Below are 22308 nucleotides of genomic sequence, written 5' to 3'. Positions count from 1 at the left end.
AAAATATTTTACCCTTTTTATTAAAGAAAACTCGTCGATTGACTAAAAGGCCACAGTTCAGTCGCCTTTTCTTTTAGCACTATACTCGTGTACCGGCTTCCTTGCTGATGATATTCCTTCCGAATGAAAAATAAAGCACGCCAACTAATTGAAGGACCAGGATTTCATCCTACCATTTTAACAATGCCCGTATCTATCCTTTCCCCGTAATTGGCGATCTATATACCAATTAAAGGCGTGAAGCCATTTAAAAGTGGGTATAACACTTTAAAGACTTATAAATGGGAGAGTGAAATTATGAAAGACATAAAAAATATTGTCGTCGCTTTTGATGGAAATGAAGAGAGTACACGGGCCGTGGAATATGGAGCAACAATCAAACAGGCCTTTCCTGAAGCTGAGCTGACCGTAGTCCATGTCCTAAGTGATAAGGTTGAACAGAGTATCATGGGAAACGTCACAGCTCCTGGATTTGTACCCGCTGCAGGATTTTATGTCGATCCCGTCCAGACACATCCCGTCGTTGAAGTTGAACAGCGAGAACAAAAGGTAATTGACACCCCTTCCCCCGTCGAGAATAGTGTTCGGAACGCAGAAAGTAATACGTTGAGATTGCTAAGTGAATGTCAAGTCAAGGGGAAATTCGAGATATTGGAAGGACATGCGCCAGATAGCATATGTGAATATGCAGAAAGAACTGCGGCCGACCTCATCGTCGTCGGCAATAGCTCTAAAAGCGGTTTGGAAAAATTCTTTCTTGGAAGTACAAGTAGTTCAATTGCGAAAAACGCACCCTGTTCGGTATTCATTGCAAAATGAGATTGAGCCAGTTCGCCCTGTACGTATCGTTTGATCATTCTCCGAAAAAAGCCGGATTCTTGTAGAATCCGGCTTTTTTGTTAATAGGCTTTTTTCAGTAATACATTTGAAGCTGCCGAATATAACATCATCACCACAATGGCCGATAAAATAAAACTGATCAGCATATAAGTCCCATTATAAATGAATGAATAAACCGCTACTGGCTGTCCTTTTGGTGCTGCAGATCCAAAAAACACGATTCCAGAAGTGAAATGACATAGAAACCTCAGGAAACTTCCCAAAAACATGCCGCCAATCCCGTATAATTTCGCTTTGGAACGCTTTTCCTCTTTATAGCTGTTTACAAACTTGTTCATGAATACACCGGATATCCCGACAACCATAAAGGCAAGATAATAATCAATGAAGCCTTGGATCGGTGTTCCGATCCATGCTGTACCACTGACAATCTGCAATAGTCCAAGTAACAATCCGGCTAACATCCCACCTTTTATGCCCCAACGATATGCCATCAGAAAAATAGGTACCATGGCTATTGAAATCGAACCCCCTTGAGGCCAGATTCTTGAAAAAATGAATCCAGAGACCATATCCAGTAATAAAGCCAATGATGCAAAAATGGCGACCTCTGTCATGAATAACGTTTTATTTTTCATCAAGCCACTCCTTTCTCCAAAAATGAAAAAATGTCCATGAGTTCCCCCTGCCAATTTTGCGCAAAAAAAGCAACACCGGGGCGGTAATGGATGCCCAGTATTGCTTGTATCCAAAACCACATCCCTACGCTAGTGCTAACTATCAGGTTCATAGGGTCTGAACTCAACCGTTCACTCTCAGCCTTTTTGGCTCCCCTTGTGGAAGTATTTATTTTTCGATCCTCGGTTAGAATATACTACTAGTTTCTTTAATTGACAACTAAAGAAACTGTATATGTCAACAACTTGTCATTCCCATTTTATGGCGATATTCTTTCTTATAACCAACTTCTTTACATACCTTCAATACACCTGCAATTAAACAAGTTAGATGGCTAAATACGACAATTTTTCTATAGACTCACTAAGGTTTGTTTTGTTATCTTTATTAAACCTAATTTACATAGGGGAGGGAATGGACATGGATAAACATTCGATTTCAGCTGAAAAAGGCGCCTACATAAGCATTGCCGCTTACATATTCTTGTCTGCCCTTAAATTGTCATTTGGTTATTTCGGTGATTCTAAAGGACTTTGGGCAGATGGTTTAAATAATACGACCGATATCATCGCTTCCATAGCCGTATTGATTGGTTTGAAAATTTCGAAGAGACCTCCAGATGATAATCATTCATATGGACATTTACGGGCGGAAACCGTAGCCTCGTTGGTAGCTGCCTTCATTATGATCACCGTAGGCCTGCAGGTTGTATTCAGTGCTGTAGAATCCTTCTTCCAGCAAGATTCAACAACCGTTCCCAATATGCTTACCGGTTATGTCGCCCTATTCTCTGCAATCTTCATGTACGGAATCTACCGTTATAACTTAGCATTAAGTAAAAAGATCAACAGCTCTTCCATCTACGCCGTTGCACAGGATAATCGTTCCGATGCCCTTGTCAGTGTTGGTGCTTTCATTGGAATCATCGGTACTAAGATGGGAATCCCTTGGCTTGATGCAATAGCTGCAGCAGTCGTGGGGGTCATCATATGCAAAACGGCCTGGGATATCTTTCGGGATGCCTCCATCTCTTTAACCGATGGTTTCGACGAGCAGCTCCTGCAAAAGATCGGTCAAACCATTATATTGACAGAAGGTGTAAAAGACATGAGTGAAATTAAGGCCCGTATGCACGGAAGTGAAATCCTGCTCGAAACTACCGTTCATGTTAACCCTCTTTTGACCGTCATCCAAGGTCACGATATTACGGTTAAAATCGAAGAGAATCTTTTGAAGGAATATAATATCCAGCATGTGATCGTTCATATCGAACCATATGCATTTCATAAAAAAAGGTAACCGTCATTAACTTTACGGATACCTTTTTTTATTATTAATTCATGTAATCACTGTAATAAAACTGTGTCAAAAAAAGGTATTTATCGATTGATTGACGAATATTTATCCAATTGACACATGTTAAAAGAACTCTAATCTGTTATCATAAAAGCGAGATGTAATTATTTTAATATTTTGTAATTTTTTTCTAATACATTAATTTCTGGGTCAAAAGTAAATTCATTTTCCTACAGTATGGAGGGCAAAATGGTATCTAATCGAGAAATGACCATTCACTTTTTATCTTCTCAAAAAAGCAGTATCATATCCAAATGGAAAGATGAGTTGCTGCATTTACCGGACGGATATATGGGATATTTTAAAGGAGAAGTGGAAAATATCTTTAATCTGCTAATGGATCAGCTTGGAAAATCGGATACTGACATAGACGATGTACTGAAGGTCGTAGGGGGAAAAATTGCGTCTGATCGAGTTAATAAGCAATTGGATATGGAAAATTTCTTTTCCACTGCAACCATCGGCAGATCCATCATCATTGAGCACGTTTTGAATTCAGAAGCACCCAAAGAAGAAATATCCGATCGAATCAAGCATGTAAACGTTTACTTCGATAAACTCATTCATTTTGCATTATCCCATTATACCGAATTGAAAACGATGGAACTTGAAGAACGCTATCAATTCATAAGCCCAAACCATAAAGACCGTTTAACACTCCTTGGCCAAATGACCTCGAGCTTTGTCCATGAATTCCGAAATCCACTGACATCCATAATGGGATTCATACAATTGTTACAGGCAGAACAACCGGAAATAAAATACCTTGATATCATTTCAAAGGAATTGGATCAGCTCAATTATCGGATTACACAATTTCTTAATATTTCCAAAAAGGAAACTTCAACATCACCACCAGATCTATTTTCCATTGCTAAGCTAGTTAACGAGGTCATTGAATTTTTATATCCAAGCATTTTGGAAGTAAATGCTTCCATTACATGTAATATCGCCGATGATGCCGTAATTTCCGGTTCTGAAGAAGAATTCCGTCAGGTATTACTTAATATTATTTTAAATGCTCTTGATGTGGTTGCAGGGATGCCTTCCCCATCCATTTACATTTCAGGCTCTGAGTCACCACCCGGCATTCTTACCTTAAATATTTCCAACAATGGGCCGAAGATACCTGACGAAGTCCTGCCGAACATTTTTGAACCATTCATCACCACAAAAAAAAGAGGAACGGGATTGGGACTATTCGTCTGTAAAGAAATCGTTTTAAAACATCAAGGAACCTTATCCTGCCACTCTACCGATTTCCTAACGACCTTTTCCATACAATTGAAAACTAAATAATGGATAAATATCCTTTTTTCCATGGGTTTTTAGTGTGAAATTTTTGACTGATTGACGTCCAGTTACTTATACTAATAGTTAGGTTCCACTACTAATCGAGGTGAATGATCCTATAGATTGAAAATAAAACCCTCATAATATTCATACAAGATAATCGATCTTATTTTTCATCTAAAATTTTATACATTAATATCATTTCATCTATTATTGGTTTTGGGAGGTGACTGGGATAATTAAGTCGTTCGGTACATCAGGCGATTCAATTAAGTCCCACACTAATTGGACATATTAAGTTTTTTATTAGTCATTATTTTAATCGCTTTAACTGCCTTTTTTGTAGCTTCGGAATTTTCGATCATAAGGGTCCGCAGCTCCAGGATCGATCAATTGATTGAAGAGGGAAGCAAAAAAGCGATTGCGGCCAAGAAGGTTACATCCGATCTTGATGAATACCTATCCGCCACACAACTTGGAATAACCGTTACTGCTCTTGGATTGGGGTGGCTAGGACAACCGACTATCCTAAAATTGGTTGGACCTTTATTCAATGCCTTGAATTTCCCTCAAGAAGTCACAAACATTCTGACATTTGTCATTTCATTTTCCTTGATAACGTTCCTGAATGTGGTAGTAGGTGAATTGGCTCCAAAGACGGTTGCCATCCAAAAGGCTGAGCAAGTGGCCTTGGCTATTGCCGGCCCGCTGATTTTTTTCCATAAGATTGCCTTTCCCTTCATCTGGGTATTGAACCATTCTTCACGTTTCGTTGTCGGATTATTTGGCTTCAAACCTGTATCCGAAAGCGAAATAGCCCATACGGAAGAAGAATTGCGTTTCATCCTGTCGGATAGCTATAAAAGCGGAGAGATTAACCAGTCCGAATTTAAATATGTAAGCAACATCTTTGAATTCGATGACCGTGTTGCCAAAGAAATCATGGTACCAAGGACAGAAATCATGACGATATCCAAAGATGAAACGGTACAGGAATTCGTCGATGTGGCCAAAATGGAGAAATACACTCGATATCCTGTTGTCGAAGGTGATAAAGACCATGTCATCGGCTTAGTGAACTTAAAGGAGGTTTTCTCGGATCTTATAAAGAATCGGGAAATCCATATCAAAGCGATTGAAAATTACACTCGTCCGATCATTCGGGTTATGGAAAATATACCCATTCATGATTTACTGTTGAAAATGCAAAAAGAACGCATTCATATGGCTATTTTGATGGATGAATACGGCGGTACTTCAGGACTTGTCACAGTTGAGGATATCCTCGAGGAAATCGTTGGGGAAATTCGTGATGAATTCGATATCGATGAAGTCGCATCGATCAGGAAGATTAAAGATGGACACTATATTTTAGACTCTAAACTTCTTGTAAAGGAAGTGAATGATTTACTTGGCATTCACTTGGAGGAAGATGATGTCGATACTATAGGCGGATGGGTCCTTACTGAAAATTATGATGTGAATGTAGGGGACATCATGGAAAAAGACGGATTCTGCTTTAAAGTGATTGAAATGGAAGATCACGCCATTCGTTCTATCGAGGTGACAAAAAAGGTCGTACAGCTTCCTCTGGAAGAAGACCTTCCCCAAGGATAATAATTAAAAACAGCCACGTAAAAGGTGATTTTACATGGCTGTTTTTTGATGTAATCATTTATCGAAAAACCGTCCCATTTTTTTGACCGTTACGATTGGAGGTGTACTCTTTTTTTTCCAGATGATATAAAGCATGATAAGTATAAAGGAAAAACCAGCTACCGGAATAAGATAAGGTGCAGTTATTTCCCTGATTTGCTGCCAATTTTCGCCGAGGATCCGCCCTAAGGTCAGAAACAATATGGTCCAAGGTATGACAGCGGCAATCGTATAAAATATAAACTTCCATACGGACATCCTTGCAATTCCGGCAGGGATGGAAATGGCATGGCGAACAACGGGAATGAATCGTGCCGTAAAAACCACTCCTACCCCATAACGTTGAAACCACTCTTCAGCCATTACGATATGATTTTCTTTAATGAAAATATACTTTCCATACTTCAAGAGAAAGGGCCGTCCTCCATAATAACCAGCCCAATAGAGAAATAGTTGTGCCATCGTCCCACCTACCACACCAGCTAAGACAGCTCCCCAAAAATTCATTTGCCCCAGGCCGACCAAATAACCACCGTATCCAAGAACAAGCTCACTCGGGATGATTTCAACCATCAGACCCAATAAAACTCCCATATACCCCATTTCTGCAAACCAATTCAATATCGTTATTATAAGCTGTGATATCATGCAATCGGACTCCCTTAAATCTAAATTTCAAATTGTTTGTCCTTCTATCCTATTTCAGCTCATAAGGTTCTATTCGATTTTTCATTTCCTGCTTCACCGGTATTACTTTAGGAATGCACAAAAAAAGACCAGCTGATATGTACCCCGGTCTCATTGCATCAATATTCTTTTAGCTCCCGTTTTTGGGGAAATTGAGTAAAAGCAGCTGTGGTGAGTAAGGATGAATCGTTTTGTGAAACATTAGTGAAAATCTCTCGGCGTGATTTCGTTTTTTCAATATGAATCCCGAGATTCTTAAACTTGCTGATTATTTGATTATTCATGCTTACCCTCCCTTTCTGCTGTATCGTTATCCTTTAACTTCCCATTTAACGAAAGGATAAAACCCATTTAAACAATTCCATCAAAAAAACATTTTACACGGTGTCAATTTACTTGAATGGTTTGCAATTGGTGTTCATGCACTTCGTCTTTTTCTACATGTACCTGCACCTTATAGGTTCCCGATTCTTCGAATGATACCTTATTTAGATATGTCCCATTTCCATCTTCTTCAGCTTTGGTGAAATGACTCTCTTCGCTGCCTTCCTTCCATACCTCGAAATTCACATCAGCATTTGTCAGTGGCTTACCATCCAATTCTACGGTTGCTTCAAAGTTCGAACTGTTTCCTGCTTTTACAGGGTTACTTTGAAACTCGATTGATACATCCGTACTTGGATGAACCGATGCACCTTCACTTTCATGTTCTGGAACGACAACTTCTTTTTCAGGCATCACATGAAGGCCTTTGGCCGTTACATGGGAAACTACAATATATTTGCCTTGTTCTTCAAAAGTATGCATCACTTGATACACGCCACTTCCAGTATTCTTTGCTTCCAGCATTTCCCGTTTATCCTGTCCGGACTTTCTCACTTCAAACAGTACCTCATCAGCTTCATTCACCAATCGGCTTCCTTGTTTTACTGACGTTTCAAGAATGACTTCTTTGCCAGGCTCCACTTTCCCTTTAATGACGATTGAAGCATCCATCGAATCCGGAACAGCACTGTTCACTTCTTTATCCTCTGGCATTTCAGTCTCTTGACACCCAGCCAGCATAAATAACAACGCAGAACATATATAGAATTTTTTCATAAAAACTTCCCTTTACTATTTATTTAGACTAAAAATCTGTCCTTTTCATACTGCCCATCCTTTCCTTTTTTCAGATTTTTATACATAATTCAATATCAAATAGTTCGCATCACGGTGACTGAAGTCAGCATGGCTACCGCAATGATCGTTAAAAATGAATATAAAAAGATTGAAGTCCCTACAACGCTCAGTCCGCAAAGCAGTACGCATCCGTCAATGAAAAAAATCAGCAAACCGACATTGAGCCCACTCTTCCTGGAAATGATCTGTGCCAGCATATCCGTTCCGCCAGTAGAGGTTCCATACCGAAGCATCAAGCCTATTCCAAGTCCAATCAACCCTCCCCCAATTATCGCACTTACATAAATGGGAAGATTCCATCCGGTGACGACATCGGAAAAAATATCGATGCATAAAGAGGAAAAAAGCAAGCCATGCAAGCTGTTCAGAAATAGTTTTTTTTCAAAGTACCAAGCATATATATATAATGGAATGCTGCTCAAAATCACACCCAGGCCTGTTGGAAGTCCCATATAGTAATGGAAGATCAGCCCAATCCCTATCATGCCCCCATCCAATAAATGATAAGGGATCAGAAAAAAATTGATCCCCACACCCACAAGCATGCTGCCGGCAATGATCGCTGCCATCCTTTCCATGATTTTCATGGCTGCCACCCCCTTTAATCTGCATTAAAACCTGTCCAGTTTTTATAGAATATGTTTATGCCGTCCAAAAAATAATGAAATTGGCCATTTTTTTTGAAGCAGGCTCTCAGTTTTCTGAATATTCTATAATATAATGCAATAAATTAGAGAAAACAGTCAAAAATCGCTAATTATTAGCTCAAATTGATCCTTTACAAGCAATTTACCGGATTTAAGGAGCCCTAAGCTGTTTGACTGAATGACTAACTCTTTCTATAATGAAAGTATTTAAATTGATTAAATGAGGTGATTTGATGGGGCATTAAAGAATGTTCGTTTTGACGGACGGACGCTGCTTTGCGTAACGGATATGTGCATACTTTTGAAAAATGGCTGCACTCCTTCATACAGAAATTCTTCTATTTCCCGTCTACGCATCGCTAATCGGCATATACTATTATTCTCTTCATCACTCGAAAAAATGGGAGTTCAAGCGGCTGCACACCTATTTACCACAGCTATTTTGAATAAATCCCGAAAATATTCAGCACAGCAAAAAAAATATACTTGTATATTTTAAAAATGTAGGAGGTGGACTCCTTATTCGTCTCGAAGGCGAGTTAAGGGAGACTATTTGGACATAATAAACTTGGTTCTTATTGCCATTTTAATTGCTTTAACAGCATTTTTTGTAGCTACGGAGTTTGCAATTGTTAAAGTGAGAAGCACGAGGGTCGATCAATTAATTGAAGAAGGAAAGCCGAATGCTATTTCAGCAAAGAAGGTCATATCCAACCTAGATGAATACCTCTCGACATGCCAGCTTGGAATTACAGTTACCGCTCTTGGGCTTGGGGTGCTTGGGGAACCGACAGTTGAAAACATTTTGCACCCACTCTTAATTCAATTGAATCTTCCAGATTCCGCTTCACATGCACTCTCAGTTGCAATTGCCTTTTCTTTCATAACCTTCATACATGTGGTTGTTGGAGAACTGGCACCGAAAACATTGGCGATTCAAAAAGCGGAGCAAGTAACTTTATTGGTTTCCAAACCTTTAATTGGTTTTAACAAAGTCATGTATCCTTTCATCTGGGTACTGAATGGCTCTGCAAGGACGCTTACAAAAATGCTAGGATTAAAAGCAGTTTCCGAACATGATTTGGCTCATACAGAAGAAGAGCTTCGTATCATTGTTTCCGAAAGCTATAAAAGTGGCGAAATTAACCAATCTGAGTTTAAATATGTGAATAAAATTTTTGAATTCGATGATCGGATTGCAAAAGAAATCATGGTTCCACGTACAGAGATTGCAACGGTATCCAAAGATGATACGATCCAACAGTTTTTCACCGTTATGGCGGAAGAAAACTTTACACGATACCCTGTCATCGATGGTGATAAAGATCATGTTATCGGAATGGTCAACATCAAAGAGCTATTCACTGAAATGATAGACAAGAACAATCAGGCAGCGTCAACGATCAACCGATATGTTCGTCCGATCATCCGTGTCATCGACAGTATCCCAATTCACGATTTACTTTTAAAAATGCAAAAGGAACGCATTCACATGGCTATCCTCATGGATGAATACGGCGGTACATCAGGATTGGTGACCGTTGAGGATATCCTTGAAGAAATCGTTGGCGATATCCGTGATGAATTCGACCTGGATGAAGTGCCGGATGTCCGCAAATTAAAAGAAGATCACTATATCATCGATGCCAAGGTATTAGTCAGTGAAGTGAATGATTTACTTGGATTGGATATCAACGATGAAGATATTGATACGATGGGCGGATGGATCCTTACCGAGAATTACGAGGCCAAACAAGGCGATATCCTGACTTATGGTCCCTATAACTTCAGGATAAAAGAAATGGAAGATCACCATATTTGTTATATTGAAATATATAAACCAGCAAAAGTCGTAAGCGAAGTAAAAGAATTCCCGATGATATCACAAACCGAAATCGTTTCATGATTTTAACCCCCGCTCCTAATTGACAATAGGAGCGGGGGTTATTTTTTTTCAACTGGTACATGAAATAAAATAAACACATAATATATAAAATCTGCTGCATTTAGATTGAATGATAACATTAAGTATAGTTCTACCTTTATTGTTTCATACTGTTAGAAAAGCGATACTTTTTGAAGGAGTGAGGAATTATGAAACTCATAACCATCTGCCAGCACTGCAAAGGGAAAGGGAAAACCCGCTATTTGCAATTCTTTTCTCGTGACTGCAATCATTGCAACGGTCACGGTAAAGCGGTAAAAGATATGTCCAATTTAAGAAATCAGGCAAAACACTTCTAATAATCTCATATTTTGAAGTTTGTTTTAATCACACCTGCCCTCTTTAACGTATCATAAACAATCAGTATCGAAGGTCCAAGGAAAAGCCCAATGAAACCAAGCATTTTAAACCCTAAATAAAGACTGACCAACGATGCCAAAGGACTCAACCCCATATTTGCTGAATAGATTTTTGGTTCGATGGTCCTTCTTATGATGGTTATGACCAGGAACAGGATAATAAGGCCAATCCCTAGATGATGGTTTCCTTGCGCCCAAACAATTACTGCCCAAGGAACCAGTATAGATCCCGTCCCCAGGATAGGAAGAATGTCCACAACAACTATTAACAGTGCCAATGGGATCGTATACTTCACATTTAACAACCAAAGTCCTCCATAAGCCATGATGAACGTAATTAAACTCAACAGGATTTGTGCCTTGATGAAGCCAACTGCTGCCATACTTAAATCTTGATAAACTAGCGATATCTTTTGATAGGTGGATGTCTTCAAATAAAGGATTGCCTTTTTCCTTAACTTAGGCAATTCAAGACTAATTAAGAATAAAGCGATTAAATAAATTAAAAAATCAATGAAAAATCCCGGAATGAGTGTAACGAACTGAACCATATCCTGAACAAAACCCTCAGTGAAACCTTCTAGAGCCATGACTCCCTTTTCCATCGTTTGTTCTATGGACTGAATGAGATTTGGCGGCAACGTTTGGGAATATTGTTCCCATTGCCTAATGACCGGCAATAACGCCGTCAAATACATTTCACGTATGAATCCAGGAAATTCTTCCGAATAGACAATGACCTTCTTGATTAAAACCGAAAAGGAAAAATAAGTGACGCTCATAAGCCCGCCTACATATAAAACAAATGAAATCAATACTGCCCAAATCCGGTGCAGCTTTGCCGTTTCACCAATCATGCGGACCATTCCATCCAAAAGGATGGCAGTGAGTAATGCTAATATCAAAGCCCATGAATAGGGAATGACGATAAATATGCCTAAAAGGAAAATACCCCTCCAAAACCAGCGAAAAAAAACAGCGGCATTCACTAAGTAAACCCTCCTTGCACTTCTTGTTCTCCTTATATTTATGAAACGGGGTCGTATATATTTCGCTAATACGTTTTATTTTCTCAATAAGGGGAAAAAGAGATACAAAGGGATGGAGGGATTGACATTGGATAACAAAGATAAAGAAAAGTATGTTGAAGAGCGTAATGATAAATCCAAGGCATTCAAGGAAAATCAGGAAAAACAACTGGAACGTGATCAAGTAATCATGCCCATCGATGATTTACCAATTGATGAAATTAAATATGAACGACAAGAAGAACGAAATAAAAAAGAAACAAAACACCGCTCCACCAGCGAGAGGTTTTAATCAAAAACCAGCCCACTCAGAGGCTGGTTTTTGTTTGCAGGATATATCGCATTCAGCTTCAAGGTAAGTTGTCGTATCGACTTTTACCAATTCTCGGAGGCACTTATGGACAATTGAAGGAAAAAATAAATTTTTGCCATCATATATTACAGTTTGTAGACAAAAGGGGTTCGGAAAACGTATCTTTCATTAAATGATGTTCCGGCACCAACTGACCCAAAGCAACACCTTCAACTCCTCAGGTATAGTTTCTAACTAAATGTTATAACAAAGTTGATTGGAGAGGAAGGTACGAGACTCCTGCGGGAAAAGCGCGTCCAAGGGAGACCCCGCAGGCGCAAGCCGAGGAGGCTCCCGGACCGCCCGCGGAAAGCGAGTGCCTGGAGCGGAAATAAACGCCCAAATGGACAAACCATAAAAAACTGTAGTCAAACTCGAATTCTCGAATTTGACTATAGTCTGAAATATATTCATCATATATTAAGGTTCTTCTTGTGATAGTGTATATGCTTCACCCATTTTTTTCTTGATGATTCAGGGAGACTGGACTCTCCCTGAATTCTTTCATTCTGCGATTATCTTCCCTTTTCTGCTTTGTTTCCAAAAATAAACATTGACTGAAATAAATGATTCTTTACAATAGACTTTTAAGAATTAAAGAATATAATGGATTGGTCGACCATTATAAAGGAGAATCATATGACGAACCCTACTCAATTATTTCATCAATATTTACAAGTATCCAGATCATTAGTCAGCAAAATGAATGAACAAATTACAGCCCTGGAAATTTACCATAATCAGTGGACAATATTGAATTATTTAAAGAACTGTGGATATTCCACAATACCTGATATTTGCAATTACCTGGATGTAGATGGTGTCATCATCACACGTTCGGTCAACAGCATGGAACAGAATAATATGATTAAACAGGTCCCTGGAAAAGATGAACAGGAAAAACGAATCGAACTGACTCCGCGGGGCAAAGAGGTACATACAAAATGCCTTAAGATTGCAGAAAAAATCGAAGGAAAAGCCCTGGAAGGCATTACTGAAGAAGAACAGGACTTATTTTTCCAGACGGTCCTTAAAATCCTCAATAATATAAGAAACTGAATGGGGATCTTATATTATTGTTGAATCAGTGAGAATCAGGGCCTTCCCATTGATCACTTTCGCTATAGCCATGCCTTTTTTAAAAGTCGGATTCCTTCTTCGATTTCCCTTTCGGTTAAACCACCGTACCCAATCAAAATAGTCGGCTCTTTTACCTTCTTTGAAAGATAAACCGAAGTGGGGTGGACTTTAACCCCAACACTGGCAGCCTTTTGAATGAGCTCTGACTCACTGCTGCCGTTTTTTACTTTTAATAGAATGTGCAATCCTGACTTTTCACCGATTACGGCTACACGATCATGGAAGCTCTCTTCAATTGCATTCAACAACACCTTATTCTTTTTACGATAAATCGTTCGCATTTTATTCAGATGGCGTTCCCAATGTCCATTTTTCATAAAAAGACAGAGCGTTTCCTGAATCAGTCTGGAAACGGTCTGTTTGTATCCTATTAGCTTCTCCTTATATTGGCATGCCAACTCCTTGGGTAACACCATATACCCCACTCTGATTGATGGGATTAGCGACTTTGAAAACGTGCCTAGGTAAATGACCTTTCCATTTGTGTCCAACCCCTGCAAGGACGGAATCGGTTTACCCGCATGACGGAATTCCCCGTCATAATCATCTTCAATAATAAAACCATTTTTCCCCACTGCCCAATTCAACAATTCCACCCTTCTGGTTATCGGCATGATCATACCCGAAGGAAATTGATGGGAAGGAGTGACATAGGCAACATTCGCTGCACTCTCTTTCAAGGATTCCACACTCATTCCGCTTTCATCTAATGGAATGAATGCCATATCGGCCCCCTCCAGCCCCAGTACCTCCCTAACCCGATGAAAGCCAGGGTCTTCCAACCCAAATATCCGCTCATTTCCAAGAAGTAACCGCAGTAGATGGATGAAATACTGTGTACCTGCCCCAATGATGATTTGATCAGCGCCGCAGCGAACTCCTCTCGATTGAAATAGATAGGAAGAGATCTCAGCCCGGAGCCCCCATTCCCCTTGAGGATCACCGCTCATGAACATTTCCCTTTCATGTAGATACAACGTATTATTCAAGCATTTTTTCCACACAGCATGCGGGAAAGCATCCACATCCACCCGGCCATGATTGTAATCAATCTTATTCTTTTCATACAGAGGGCCTTTCATCACCTCTGCAACATGCAACTGCTCATTCAAAGATGAGATCGGTTCTAAATCGGCTACGTAAAAACCTTTCCTTAATTGACTATCCACATACCCTTCTGCCATCAACTGCTGATAAGCCGTATCCACTGTATTCAGGCCTATACCTAAATGCACGGCTAATTTACGTTTAGAAGGCAGTTTCGTTCCTGCCTTTATTTGTCCATTCTGGATTTCCGTTTTAAAGTATTTATACAATTGGACATATAAGGCTTCATCTTTATTCGTTTTATCTATGGTAAGAGTGATTTCAAACATTTGGTCCTCCTTAAAACTGGTTCCATAAATTATATCAGCTTTGGTCCTTATTGCAGGACCAGATTATTTTTATAATGAGGATATCAAACAAGAGGAGGATACTATGGAGCATATCGAATTATTCGGGAAACACGTGATACTCACCCCAATGATGGATCATCATATCGAACCGCTTTACGCCGCTTCCCTGTCATCTGAAATATGGAAATGGAGCGCCACAAAGATCTTGTCATATGAAGAGGCGATTTCCTATGTAAAGGAAGGAATTCGGGCAAGGGAACAAGAACTTCATCATCCGTTTGTCGTAATCGATCAGGCTAACGATGCGATAGTTGGCAGCACTAGCTTAAGAAATATTCAATTTGATAATCAATCTCTGGAAATCGGTGCGACTTGGTATCATCCCGACAAATGGCGAACAGCCATAAACACAGAATGTAAGTACCTGCTATTGAAGCATGCTTTTGAAAAGTGGCATATGAAACGGGTTGAATTCAGGACGGACGAATTGAACAAAAGATCACGTGCAGCATTAGCCAGGCTCGGCGCACTTGAAGAAGGCATTTTACGGATGGAGAAAAAACTGCAAGATGGAAGGATAAGGAATACGGTGGTTTACAGCATCCTCGAGCACGAATGGCCCTGTGTGAAAAAGAATTTGGAAGCTTTTTTGGAAAAATGAAGATGGAGAAAAAGAGTACCGCTCATTTTGGACACTCTTTTTCTCTTGCTCTATTTTTCAGGTGAGTCTTTATGATCCGATTCAATCCTCGCTAAAGAATCCTTTTTACTTTTCGTTGATCGAATGAATATGAAAACGACAATTGCAAATAAAAGCGGCATTAGTAAAGCAAAAACAAGATAAATCATATCTCCAAAGAACAAGTTCATTCCCCCTAAGCAATTCGACCCGCACTTTTGTCTTTAAAGCTATTCCCTATAATTGATCATTGCTTAGTCTCCCGTTCCCATCAAATACTTTTTGACAAGCGGATCATATCCTGACACTGGATCCCATTTTCATAAATGGCCTCGGTATAGTTTATATTAAAAAAGTCGCGATCGATCCCAGTTATTCTAAAACCGCATTTTTGGTAAAGGGCAAGTTGTCCTATCCCCGAATTCCCAGTTCCGATTTCAATCGTTTTATAACCTTGTTCCCTTGCATGGCTTATGGCGTGTCCAATCAATTGTTTACCGATTCCTTTTCCATGGTGCCGTTCGTCCACTGCGATGTTCATTATCTCTATCAGTTCAGGACCTTTTTGCAGCAAAACATAGACTCCAATCATTCGCTTATCCATCTCGGCAACAAAGCACGTCCCACTTCCCAAGTATGCTTCCACCAATTTCCTTGAAGGATCAGCCAAAAGCAACAAATGCATCGGCGGGGACTCCTCCCTCAATAATTCCCTTATCTCCATTTCCATTCAAACCCTTCTCATTTTAGTTCTTCTACAAGAAGTTCCATCAATTCTGATGCCGGAAGGTCCCTGCTCAATTTATACCCCTGTCCTGCCCACAACGCCATCAATTCAGGATTGTTTTTTTGTCCTGCCGCTTTTCGCATATGCTTGGTCATGTGATGGACATAAGGATAGGCGGCTGGTGCAACGCTATCATATTCCATTAAAAAATGATTCACCAGCCCGCGTGCCCTCCTGCCGCTGAAGGCGCGGGTAACAGAGGTATGAGTAAAGCGCGGATTTCCGAGAGCTGCCTTATGAACGGGACTTGCCCCGCTTTCGGGACAGCGTAGGAAAGCTGTTCCCAATTGTGCGGCTGTTGCTCCCGCTGCGAGCACGGCAGCGATATCCTTTCCACGCATCAGTCCACCTGCCGCAATGATCGGTAACTTCAGTTCATTTTCAATCATCCGTATTAGAACTAAGAGACCATAATCGTCTTCTGAGCAGTTTTCAAAGCTTGCTCGATGCCCTCCTGCCTCAATCCCCTGGACACATAGAACATCGGCACCTGCACTTGCCGCCCTTTTTGCTTCCTGTAGGTTGGTCACTGTCACGGCAATATGGGAACCTGCACTTTGTAGCTCCCTTATTACATTTTCCGAAGGACAGCCAAACGTAAAACTGACGACAGCGACCCGAGCCTCCATTAATGCAGTTAGTTTATTTCCCCAATCATCATCATCACTATCGGCTTTTCCAACCTCAGCCCCTACACTCTCAGCCTCTTTTTTGATTTTTTCACCATAGGCAGATAATAACGTTTCATCCACCACTTCGTTGCCTGGCACAAATACATTCACACCAAAAGGGCGTTCGGTCAATTGACGAGTCTGCCCTATCTCGTCCTTCATCTCTTCTGCAGTCTTATAGCCAGCTGCGAGAAAGCCCAATCCTCCTGCATTGGATACGGAAGCCGCAAGCTTTGGAGTGGAGGCTCCTCCTGCCATCGGTGCTTGAATGATTGGATATTTCAGTAAATCTTTAAACATTCCACACAACTCCTTTTGATTTTTCTTCATGCCCTTATCATTTTTAAGTTTTCTTGGTATAATGATTGTCTGTAAGAGAAAAGTGTCTTAATGATCACCCTTTATATCTTGCAAATATAAAACATAGGTGGTAAATAAAAAATGGAAACAAAACCATATAGAGTATTACTTTATTATTTGTATGTACCTATCGAGAATCATGAAGAATTCGCAGCCGAGCATCTTGCGGCATGTAAAGCACTTGAATTGAAAGGCCGTATCCTGGTGGCATCAGAAGGTATCAACGGGACTGTTTCAGGTACGATCGAACAAACCAACCAATATATGGACATGATGAAAGCAGATCCCCGCTTTGCCGATATCGTGTTTAAAATAGATGAAGCCGATGGCCATGCTTTCAAAAAAATGCATGTTCGTCCACGCAATGAACTTGTCACGCTTCGTCTGGAAGATGACATCAACCCGAACCGGACGACAGGCCAATATTTGAGCCCGAAGGAATTCTTCGAGCAAATGCAAGATGAAAATACTATCGTCCTTGATGCCAGAAATGACTATGAATATGATCTAGGACATTTCAGGGGTGCAATCAAGCCGGAAATCACGAATTTCCGGGAACTTCCGGATTGGGTCCGTGAAAATAAACAAATGTTCGAAGGTAAAAAAATCCTTACGTACTGCACAGGCGGCATCCGCTGCGAGAAGTTCTCCGGCTGGCTTGTCGAAGAAGGCTTTGAGGATGTTAGCCAGCTGCATGGCGGCATCGCAACATACGGGAAGGATCCCGAAGTACAAGGCGACCTTTGGGATGGCCAAATGTATGTATTCGATGAAAGAATTGCCGTACCCATCAATCAAAAGGAACACGTCATTGTCGGACGCGATATTTATTCCGGGGAGCCTTGTGAACGCTATGTCAATTGCGCTAACCCTGAATGCAACAAGAAAACCCTTTGCAGTGAAGAGAACGAACACAAATATATGCGCAGCTGTACCCACGAATGCCGAGTGCATCCGCGTAACCGCTATGTAGTCGAGCATAACCTTTCTGAAGAAGAAGTGGCTGAGAGATTACAGCGAATTGAAGAAACCATTACAGCAAAATAATCAACCAAACCCGAATCAGTGGATATGATCCCTATTCGGGTTTTTTATTATATCCTCATAAATTTTTCAATACATTTTGGCAATCAATAAACTTCCAAACTAACTACCCTAAAATTCAATCCTTACTCTTACTTCTATATATAAATAGAAAAACCCTTTTTAAAACAAAAGAATTTAGCCCAAGTACTGCCGAAAAATGGCTCATATTTATATTTTATGAAAGATTCTTATTTCATGAACACTTGTAGAAACAAGGAGGAAACGTAAGCTAAGTGTATGTTATATTTTAATAAAAGGTATAAGTTGGGGGATTATTCGATGTATCAATTTCAACATGAATTCCAACGAAAAGAAAGGATTTTTAAGGCCTACATCTTTTTATTTATCTTAACAGCGTTAGTCAATATCGTTCTATTTTTTGTGGATACTAATTCAAGTTATCCGATTTTTCGTGGCAGTATGAGTTTATTTTTTTTCTGTACCATTCTATACTTTGGCTTACGAAGGAACACTTGGGCTGTGCTCATCATTAAATCTTTTGTATGGGTGCAACTATTCTTATTAATTATCGTCTTTCTTAGTTTTATTTAAATGAAAAAAAGCGATTCCCCTTTAGAAGAATCGCTCTTGCTTCATTAAATTTAATTCTCCTCTGAACTGACAACAATTCCGCAAGCTTGTCGATCGCCTGCATCACCAGTTTTCAAGGTATCTTCATCAGGTCCTTTTTCTCCATTGGCTTCATAACGGTCAGGGATATTGGCAAAGTTGTCTGGATTTGCATGAACGATGACAGCCAACTCCTCTTTCTTCAGTTGGTCCACTGTCATGTTATCCAATGTTGCCGTATACTTCGCTGTCCCATCTTCTTTTACATAGAGAGGGGGCATGTCCCCTGCATGATTCGAGTGGGTTTCATCAGTTGGATTGAAGTGCCCCCCCGCTGTAGTGAAAGGGCCATCCTTAGCATCCGCTTCACATGCTGCGTTTTCGTGAACATGGAATCCGTGATAGCCTGGCTCAAGGCCTTCCAAAGCGGTCTCGATCACTACAGCATTTTCTTCCGCGGTAAAGTTTACCGTACCAAGCGTTTTACCTTCTACATCTTTCATTTCCGCTTTAACCTGCGGATCAACCTCTGTTTGTGTTCCTTGTCCCATCGTATTCATGTCCTCGGCATTTTTGTCGGCCTGATTTGAATCATCAGCAGAATTACATCCATACAGTAAAAAGGCAGCACACATAGGAAGCACGAGTTTTTGTTTATAATTCATGATAAATTCCCTCACTCTCTTTATGTATATTCCTCTTATTACTTTCCACTATTATGGAAGAATAAACAGAAAGCGGGATAAATGGGAAAATAGATTACATCAGTGAGAGTGAGCCCCTTACTAAATACACAGACAAGAATTATACATTATAGCTTAATGGGCTCACATTTTACAAAGTGATGACACCGAAAGTAATGGCTGCGATCGTCATGATGATCGTTGACCCAAACGCCCATTTAAACAGGAATTTTTGATGATCCCCAAAATCCACGCCTACAAGACCAATCAATATGAATGTTGCAGGCACCAATGGCGATAATGGGAACCCTGTGGTCGAATGACCTAATAAAGCGGCCCTTCCGATTTCTACAGGGGCAATACCGAAGTTCGATGCCGTTTCACTTATGATTGGTAGAATGCCAAAGTAATAGGCATCAGGTGAGAATATGAACCCCATCGGAATACTCGTTAGCGCTACCACAAGCGGCAAATGTGCCCCAAGCCAATCCGGAATGAAGGTTACGATTGAAGCTGCCATCGAGTCCATCATCTTTGTTTCTGTGAATACACCTGTAAATATTCCTGCAGCGAAAATGAGCGTACAGATCATCACGAAACTATTGGCATGACTTAAAATCCTTTCCTGCTGTTCTTGTGGGTTCGGAAAGTTAACAAATAATGCAATCGCAAAGGCGGAGGCAAATAGGATTTGAATTGGCAGCACTTCCATCACTAACAATACCATCAGTAAAATCGTCAAGAGCCAATTAAACCAAAATAACTTGGATGTTCCTTTAGGTGTGGTTTCAACAGCTGCAGCCTGTTCACTCATACCAGGTAGCATGGTCGTCTCCTTCGAACTGACTCCTAATCTCTCCCTTTCCTTTTTGCCAAGTACATATGCCGAAAAAAGAGTCCATATAAGCCCGCAAATCATGACCGGAATGAGAGGAAGGAATAACTCCGATACTTCAACTTGAAGGCTAGCGGCCGCTCTCACCAAAGGACCGCCCCATGGAATCATATTCATGACCCCAGCACCTAAACCAACGACACAGGCCAGTACGAGCCTGTTCATCCCTAATTTCATATAAAGCGGAAGCATAGCCGAAACGGTGATCATGAATGTGGAAGAACCGTCTCCATCCAAACCTACCAATATGGTTATAATGGCGGTTGCCATGACAACCTTTAGCGGATCGCCTTTTACAAAACTCAGTATTTTCGCGATCATCGGCTCGAATAAACCAACGTCAATCATTAAACCAAAATATAAAATAGCAAAAACGATCATGACTGCTGTCGGTGTAACCTTTAAAATACCTGCCACCATCATATCTCCCATTTCAGATGCAAACCCGCCAATCAGACCAAAAGCAATCGCCGTGAAGATAAAAGCGACGACAACGGATAGACGCTTTGTGATGACTAAGACCAGAAACGTTAAAATCATGCAAAATCCTAAAATAGTTAACATGCTGAAAACTCCTTTAATTTGAAAAATGAACGCTTTTCATTTTATCTAATTTTTCTGAAAAATCAATATTTTCACATTATACCATTTGCACATTCATTAAAAAACCAGTTTTTATCATCAAAAATCAAATTCGTTTAAAAAATCAGCTAATTTCTGTATACTATTATTTAGGAACCCGAAGTTTTTTTTCGGAGGAAAGAAGTGTTGTATGTAAAATGAATGCTCATAAAGTAGCTAAACGGAATCTTTTCATCATGTGGTTCGCCAACTTCTTCATAGGCGGAAGCATGACGATGGTTCTTCCATTCATATCTTTATACATTGGAACATTCGGGGATTATTCGACTCAATACATCCAGCATTGGTCCGGATGGACATTTGGGATCACTTTTGTGACTGCCTTTTTATTTTCCCCCATTTGGGGACGGATTGGTGACCGGTATGGCAGAAAGAAAATCTTGATTGCCTGTGCCTTTGGGATGGGACTGTCCATTTTCTTGATGGGATTCGTTGAAAATGTTTGGCAGCTATTCGTCTTAAGGATGTTCACGGGAATTTTCACTGGCTTCATATCCATGTCACAGGCCTTCATATCAACGCAGACCCCGAAAGAAATTGCCGGACGCGTACTGGGGACACTGCAAACGGGTAATATAACTGGTTCACTTTTCGGGCCATTGCTTGGAGGCATTCTTGCAGACACACTCGGCTATTCAACCGCCTTTAAATTCACCTCCATCACCATTTTCATCTCTGGACTTCTTGTTTTTGCAACCAAGGAATATCAAATGGAACGGCAAAAGGGAACAAAGTCGAGCTATACAAGCAGGGAGGTTCTTTCGCATATCTTACGGAATCCGATCCTAGTGAATGTCATGCTCATTTCGACCCTTGTTCAAGTTGCCCACTTCAGCATCCAGCCCATTCTTTCTTTATACGTTGGCGAGCTGCATGGAACTTCCAATCTTGGATTTTATTCAGGTATCGCCTTTTCTGCAGCAGGCCTAGGGAATTTATTGATGGCGCGTCACTGGGGCAAGATAGGTGATCGGCATGGACATGTGAAGATTCTTGTGCTGCTTCTTTTTCTGACTGCACTTGTCTACTTGCCTGGTGCCTTCATCAATCATTTTTGGCAGCTTGTTTTTGTACGGTTCATACTCGGCATGGCCATAGGCGGCATCATCCCTGTAAGGATTGCCTACATTCGCCAGGAAGCGCCTGTCACAATGCAAGGGGAAGTACTTGGGTACAATACGAGTCTACGCTTTTTAGGCAATATCATCGGACCTGCAATGGGCGGAATGGTCGCCGGTTTCTATGGATTCTCCGCTGTATTCATCACGACCAGCACCTTGCTCCTCATCGCCGGACTTGTCCTCTATTTCGCGATGCACCGCAATCCGGAGTTGGCCAGATCACATTAATCGAAGGCCTGCTTTCAGAAGAAAGC

At 40.5% G+C, this 22308-nt stretch carries 23 protein-coding genes and 1 riboswitch; of the genes, 11 read left to right on the top strand and 12 right to left on the bottom strand.

Going from position 1 to position 22308, the window contains the following annotated elements:
* The first annotated feature begins 297 nt into the window (after window positions 1-297).
* Complete coding sequence (locus tag ABIE66_RS05605) at window positions 298-819, top strand: universal stress protein (RefSeq protein ID WP_289323994.1); 522 nt, start codon at window positions 298-300, stop codon at window positions 817-819.
* A gap of 80 nt (window positions 820-899) precedes the next feature.
* Here the strand turns inward: ABIE66_RS05605 and thiT are convergent, their stop codons facing one another.
* Window positions 900-1478, bottom strand: a complete 579-nt coding sequence (thiT, locus tag ABIE66_RS05600; protein WP_353957641.1) for an energy-coupled thiamine transporter ThiT — start codon at window positions 1476-1478, stop codon at window positions 900-902.
* 104 nt (window positions 1479-1582) lie between these two features.
* Window positions 1583-1685, bottom strand: a riboswitch (TPP riboswitch).
* Window positions 1686-1938: 253 nt separating this feature from the next.
* Between thiT and ABIE66_RS05595 the strand changes: the two genes are divergently transcribed.
* The 3 genes from ABIE66_RS05595 to ABIE66_RS05585 all read left to right on the top strand — a co-directional run bounded on the left by ABIE66_RS05595 (window position 1939) and on the right by ABIE66_RS05585 (window position 5784).
* Window positions 1939-2817, top strand: coding sequence for a cation diffusion facilitator family transporter (locus ABIE66_RS05595; RefSeq protein ID WP_289323993.1), 879 nt, complete (start codon window positions 1939-1941; stop codon window positions 2815-2817).
* Window positions 2818-3063: 246 nt separating this feature from the next.
* A complete protein-coding gene (locus ABIE66_RS05590; protein WP_370014126.1) occupies window positions 3064-4173 on the top strand; it encodes a histidine kinase N-terminal domain-containing protein in 1110 nt (369 codons plus the stop codon).
* Window positions 4174-4452: 279 nt separating this feature from the next.
* Window positions 4453-5784: a hemolysin family protein gene (locus ABIE66_RS05585; protein ID WP_370014125.1), complete on the top strand. Its 1332-nt coding sequence runs from the start codon at window positions 4453-4455 to the stop codon at window positions 5782-5784.
* A 54-nt stretch (window positions 5785-5838) separates the two neighbouring features.
* Here the strand turns inward: ABIE66_RS05585 and uptA are convergent, their stop codons facing one another.
* From uptA to ABIE66_RS05565, 4 genes are all read right to left on the bottom strand, one after another.
* Window positions 5839-6468, bottom strand: a complete 630-nt coding sequence (gene uptA / locus ABIE66_RS05580) for an undecaprenyl phosphate transporter UptA (RefSeq protein WP_370016985.1) — start codon at window positions 6466-6468, stop codon at window positions 5839-5841.
* 161 nt (window positions 6469-6629) lie between these two features.
* The gene (locus ABIE66_RS05575) at window positions 6630-6794 is read right to left on the bottom strand and encodes an Lmo0850 family protein (RefSeq protein ID WP_370014124.1); all 165 of its coding nucleotides are present in this window, start codon (window positions 6792-6794) and stop codon (window positions 6630-6632) included.
* A gap of 103 nt (window positions 6795-6897) precedes the next feature.
* A complete protein-coding gene (locus ABIE66_RS05570; protein ID WP_289323989.1) occupies window positions 6898-7611 on the bottom strand; it encodes a FixH family protein in 714 nt (237 codons plus the stop codon).
* A 95-nt stretch (window positions 7612-7706) separates the two neighbouring features.
* Entirely contained in the window at window positions 7707-8279 is a 573-nt protein-coding gene (locus tag ABIE66_RS05565; protein ID WP_370014123.1) for a YitT family protein, read from the bottom strand.
* 613 nt (window positions 8280-8892) lie between these two features.
* Between ABIE66_RS05565 and ABIE66_RS05560 the strand changes: the two genes are divergently transcribed.
* Window positions 8893-10245: a hemolysin family protein gene (locus ABIE66_RS05560; RefSeq protein WP_289323988.1), complete on the top strand. Its 1353-nt coding sequence runs from the start codon at window positions 8893-8895 to the stop codon at window positions 10243-10245.
* 188 nt (window positions 10246-10433) lie between these two features.
* Window positions 10434-10583: a hypothetical protein gene (locus ABIE66_RS05555; protein WP_370014122.1), complete on the top strand. Its 150-nt coding sequence runs from the start codon at window positions 10434-10436 to the stop codon at window positions 10581-10583.
* Window positions 10584-10588: 5 nt separating this feature from the next.
* Here the strand turns inward: ABIE66_RS05555 and ytvI are convergent, their stop codons facing one another.
* Window positions 10589-11632 (bottom strand): sporulation integral membrane protein YtvI, encoded by a 1044-nt coding sequence (ytvI, locus tag ABIE66_RS05550; protein ID WP_370014121.1) that lies wholly within the window; start codon window positions 11630-11632, stop codon window positions 10589-10591.
* 127 nt (window positions 11633-11759) lie between these two features.
* Here ytvI and ABIE66_RS05545 point away from each other — a divergent pair, with 127 nt between their 5' ends.
* Together ABIE66_RS05545 and ABIE66_RS05540 are read left to right on the top strand one after the other, a co-directional pair.
* Window positions 11760-11963 carry a hypothetical protein gene (locus ABIE66_RS05545; protein WP_289323986.1) on the top strand — a complete coding sequence of 68 codons (204 nt, stop codon included), beginning with the start codon at window positions 11760-11762 and terminating at the stop codon, window positions 11961-11963.
* Window positions 11964-12662: 699 nt separating this feature from the next.
* The gene (locus ABIE66_RS05540) at window positions 12663-13082 is read left to right on the top strand and encodes a MarR family winged helix-turn-helix transcriptional regulator (RefSeq protein WP_289317632.1); all 420 of its coding nucleotides are present in this window, start codon (window positions 12663-12665) and stop codon (window positions 13080-13082) included.
* A gap of 62 nt (window positions 13083-13144) precedes the next feature.
* On the opposite strand, the gene pdxR is transcribed toward ABIE66_RS05540, so the two are convergent.
* On the bottom strand, window positions 13145-14539 hold the full coding sequence (gene pdxR / locus ABIE66_RS05535; protein ID WP_370014120.1) for a MocR-like pyridoxine biosynthesis transcription factor PdxR: 1395 nt from the start codon (window positions 14537-14539) through the stop codon (window positions 13145-13147).
* A 103-nt stretch (window positions 14540-14642) separates the two neighbouring features.
* On the opposite strand from pdxR, the gene ABIE66_RS05530 reads away from it, so the two are divergent.
* Window positions 14643-15221, top strand: coding sequence for a GNAT family N-acetyltransferase (locus ABIE66_RS05530; RefSeq protein ID WP_370014119.1), 579 nt, complete (start codon window positions 14643-14645; stop codon window positions 15219-15221).
* 50 nt (window positions 15222-15271) lie between these two features.
* On the opposite strand, the gene ABIE66_RS05525 is transcribed toward ABIE66_RS05530, so the two are convergent.
* From ABIE66_RS05525 to ABIE66_RS05515, 3 genes are all read right to left on the bottom strand, one after another.
* On the bottom strand, window positions 15272-15424 hold the full coding sequence (locus ABIE66_RS05525; RefSeq protein WP_289323983.1) for a hypothetical protein: 153 nt from the start codon (window positions 15422-15424) through the stop codon (window positions 15272-15274).
* Window positions 15425-15510: 86 nt separating this feature from the next.
* Window positions 15511-15963, bottom strand: a complete 453-nt coding sequence (locus ABIE66_RS05520) for a GNAT family N-acetyltransferase (RefSeq protein ID WP_289327247.1) — start codon at window positions 15961-15963, stop codon at window positions 15511-15513.
* 17 nt (window positions 15964-15980) lie between these two features.
* A complete protein-coding gene (locus ABIE66_RS05515) occupies window positions 15981-16997 on the bottom strand; it encodes a nitronate monooxygenase (RefSeq protein WP_370014117.1) in 1017 nt (338 codons plus the stop codon).
* A 141-nt stretch (window positions 16998-17138) separates the two neighbouring features.
* On the opposite strand from ABIE66_RS05515, the gene trhO reads away from it, so the two are divergent.
* On the top strand, window positions 17139-18104 hold the full coding sequence (trhO, locus tag ABIE66_RS05510; RefSeq protein WP_370014116.1) for an oxygen-dependent tRNA uridine(34) hydroxylase TrhO: 966 nt from the start codon (window positions 17139-17141) through the stop codon (window positions 18102-18104).
* Window positions 18105-18745: 641 nt separating this feature from the next.
* On the opposite strand, the gene ABIE66_RS05505 is transcribed toward trhO, so the two are convergent.
* The gene (locus tag ABIE66_RS05505) at window positions 18746-19378 is read right to left on the bottom strand and encodes a superoxide dismutase family protein (RefSeq protein WP_370014115.1); all 633 of its coding nucleotides are present in this window, start codon (window positions 19376-19378) and stop codon (window positions 18746-18748) included.
* A 169-nt stretch (window positions 19379-19547) separates the two neighbouring features.
* The gene (locus ABIE66_RS05500; RefSeq protein ID WP_370016984.1) at window positions 19548-20873 is read right to left on the bottom strand and encodes a CitMHS family transporter; all 1326 of its coding nucleotides are present in this window, start codon (window positions 20871-20873) and stop codon (window positions 19548-19550) included.
* A 197-nt stretch (window positions 20874-21070) separates the two neighbouring features.
* Between ABIE66_RS05500 and ABIE66_RS05495 the strand changes: the two genes are divergently transcribed.
* Entirely contained in the window at window positions 21071-22282 is a 1212-nt protein-coding gene (locus ABIE66_RS05495) for an MFS transporter (RefSeq protein ID WP_370014113.1), read from the top strand.
* Window positions 22283-22308: the final 26 nt, after the last annotated feature.

Origin of the sequence: Peribacillus sp. B2I2 (genome assembly GCF_041261685.1) — a bacterium.
Taxonomy (GTDB): Bacteria; Bacillota; Bacilli; order Bacillales; family DSM-1321; genus Peribacillus.
The sequence above is the reverse complement of the archived record's forward strand: the minus strand, read 5'-3'. Positions and strand labels throughout refer to the sequence as shown.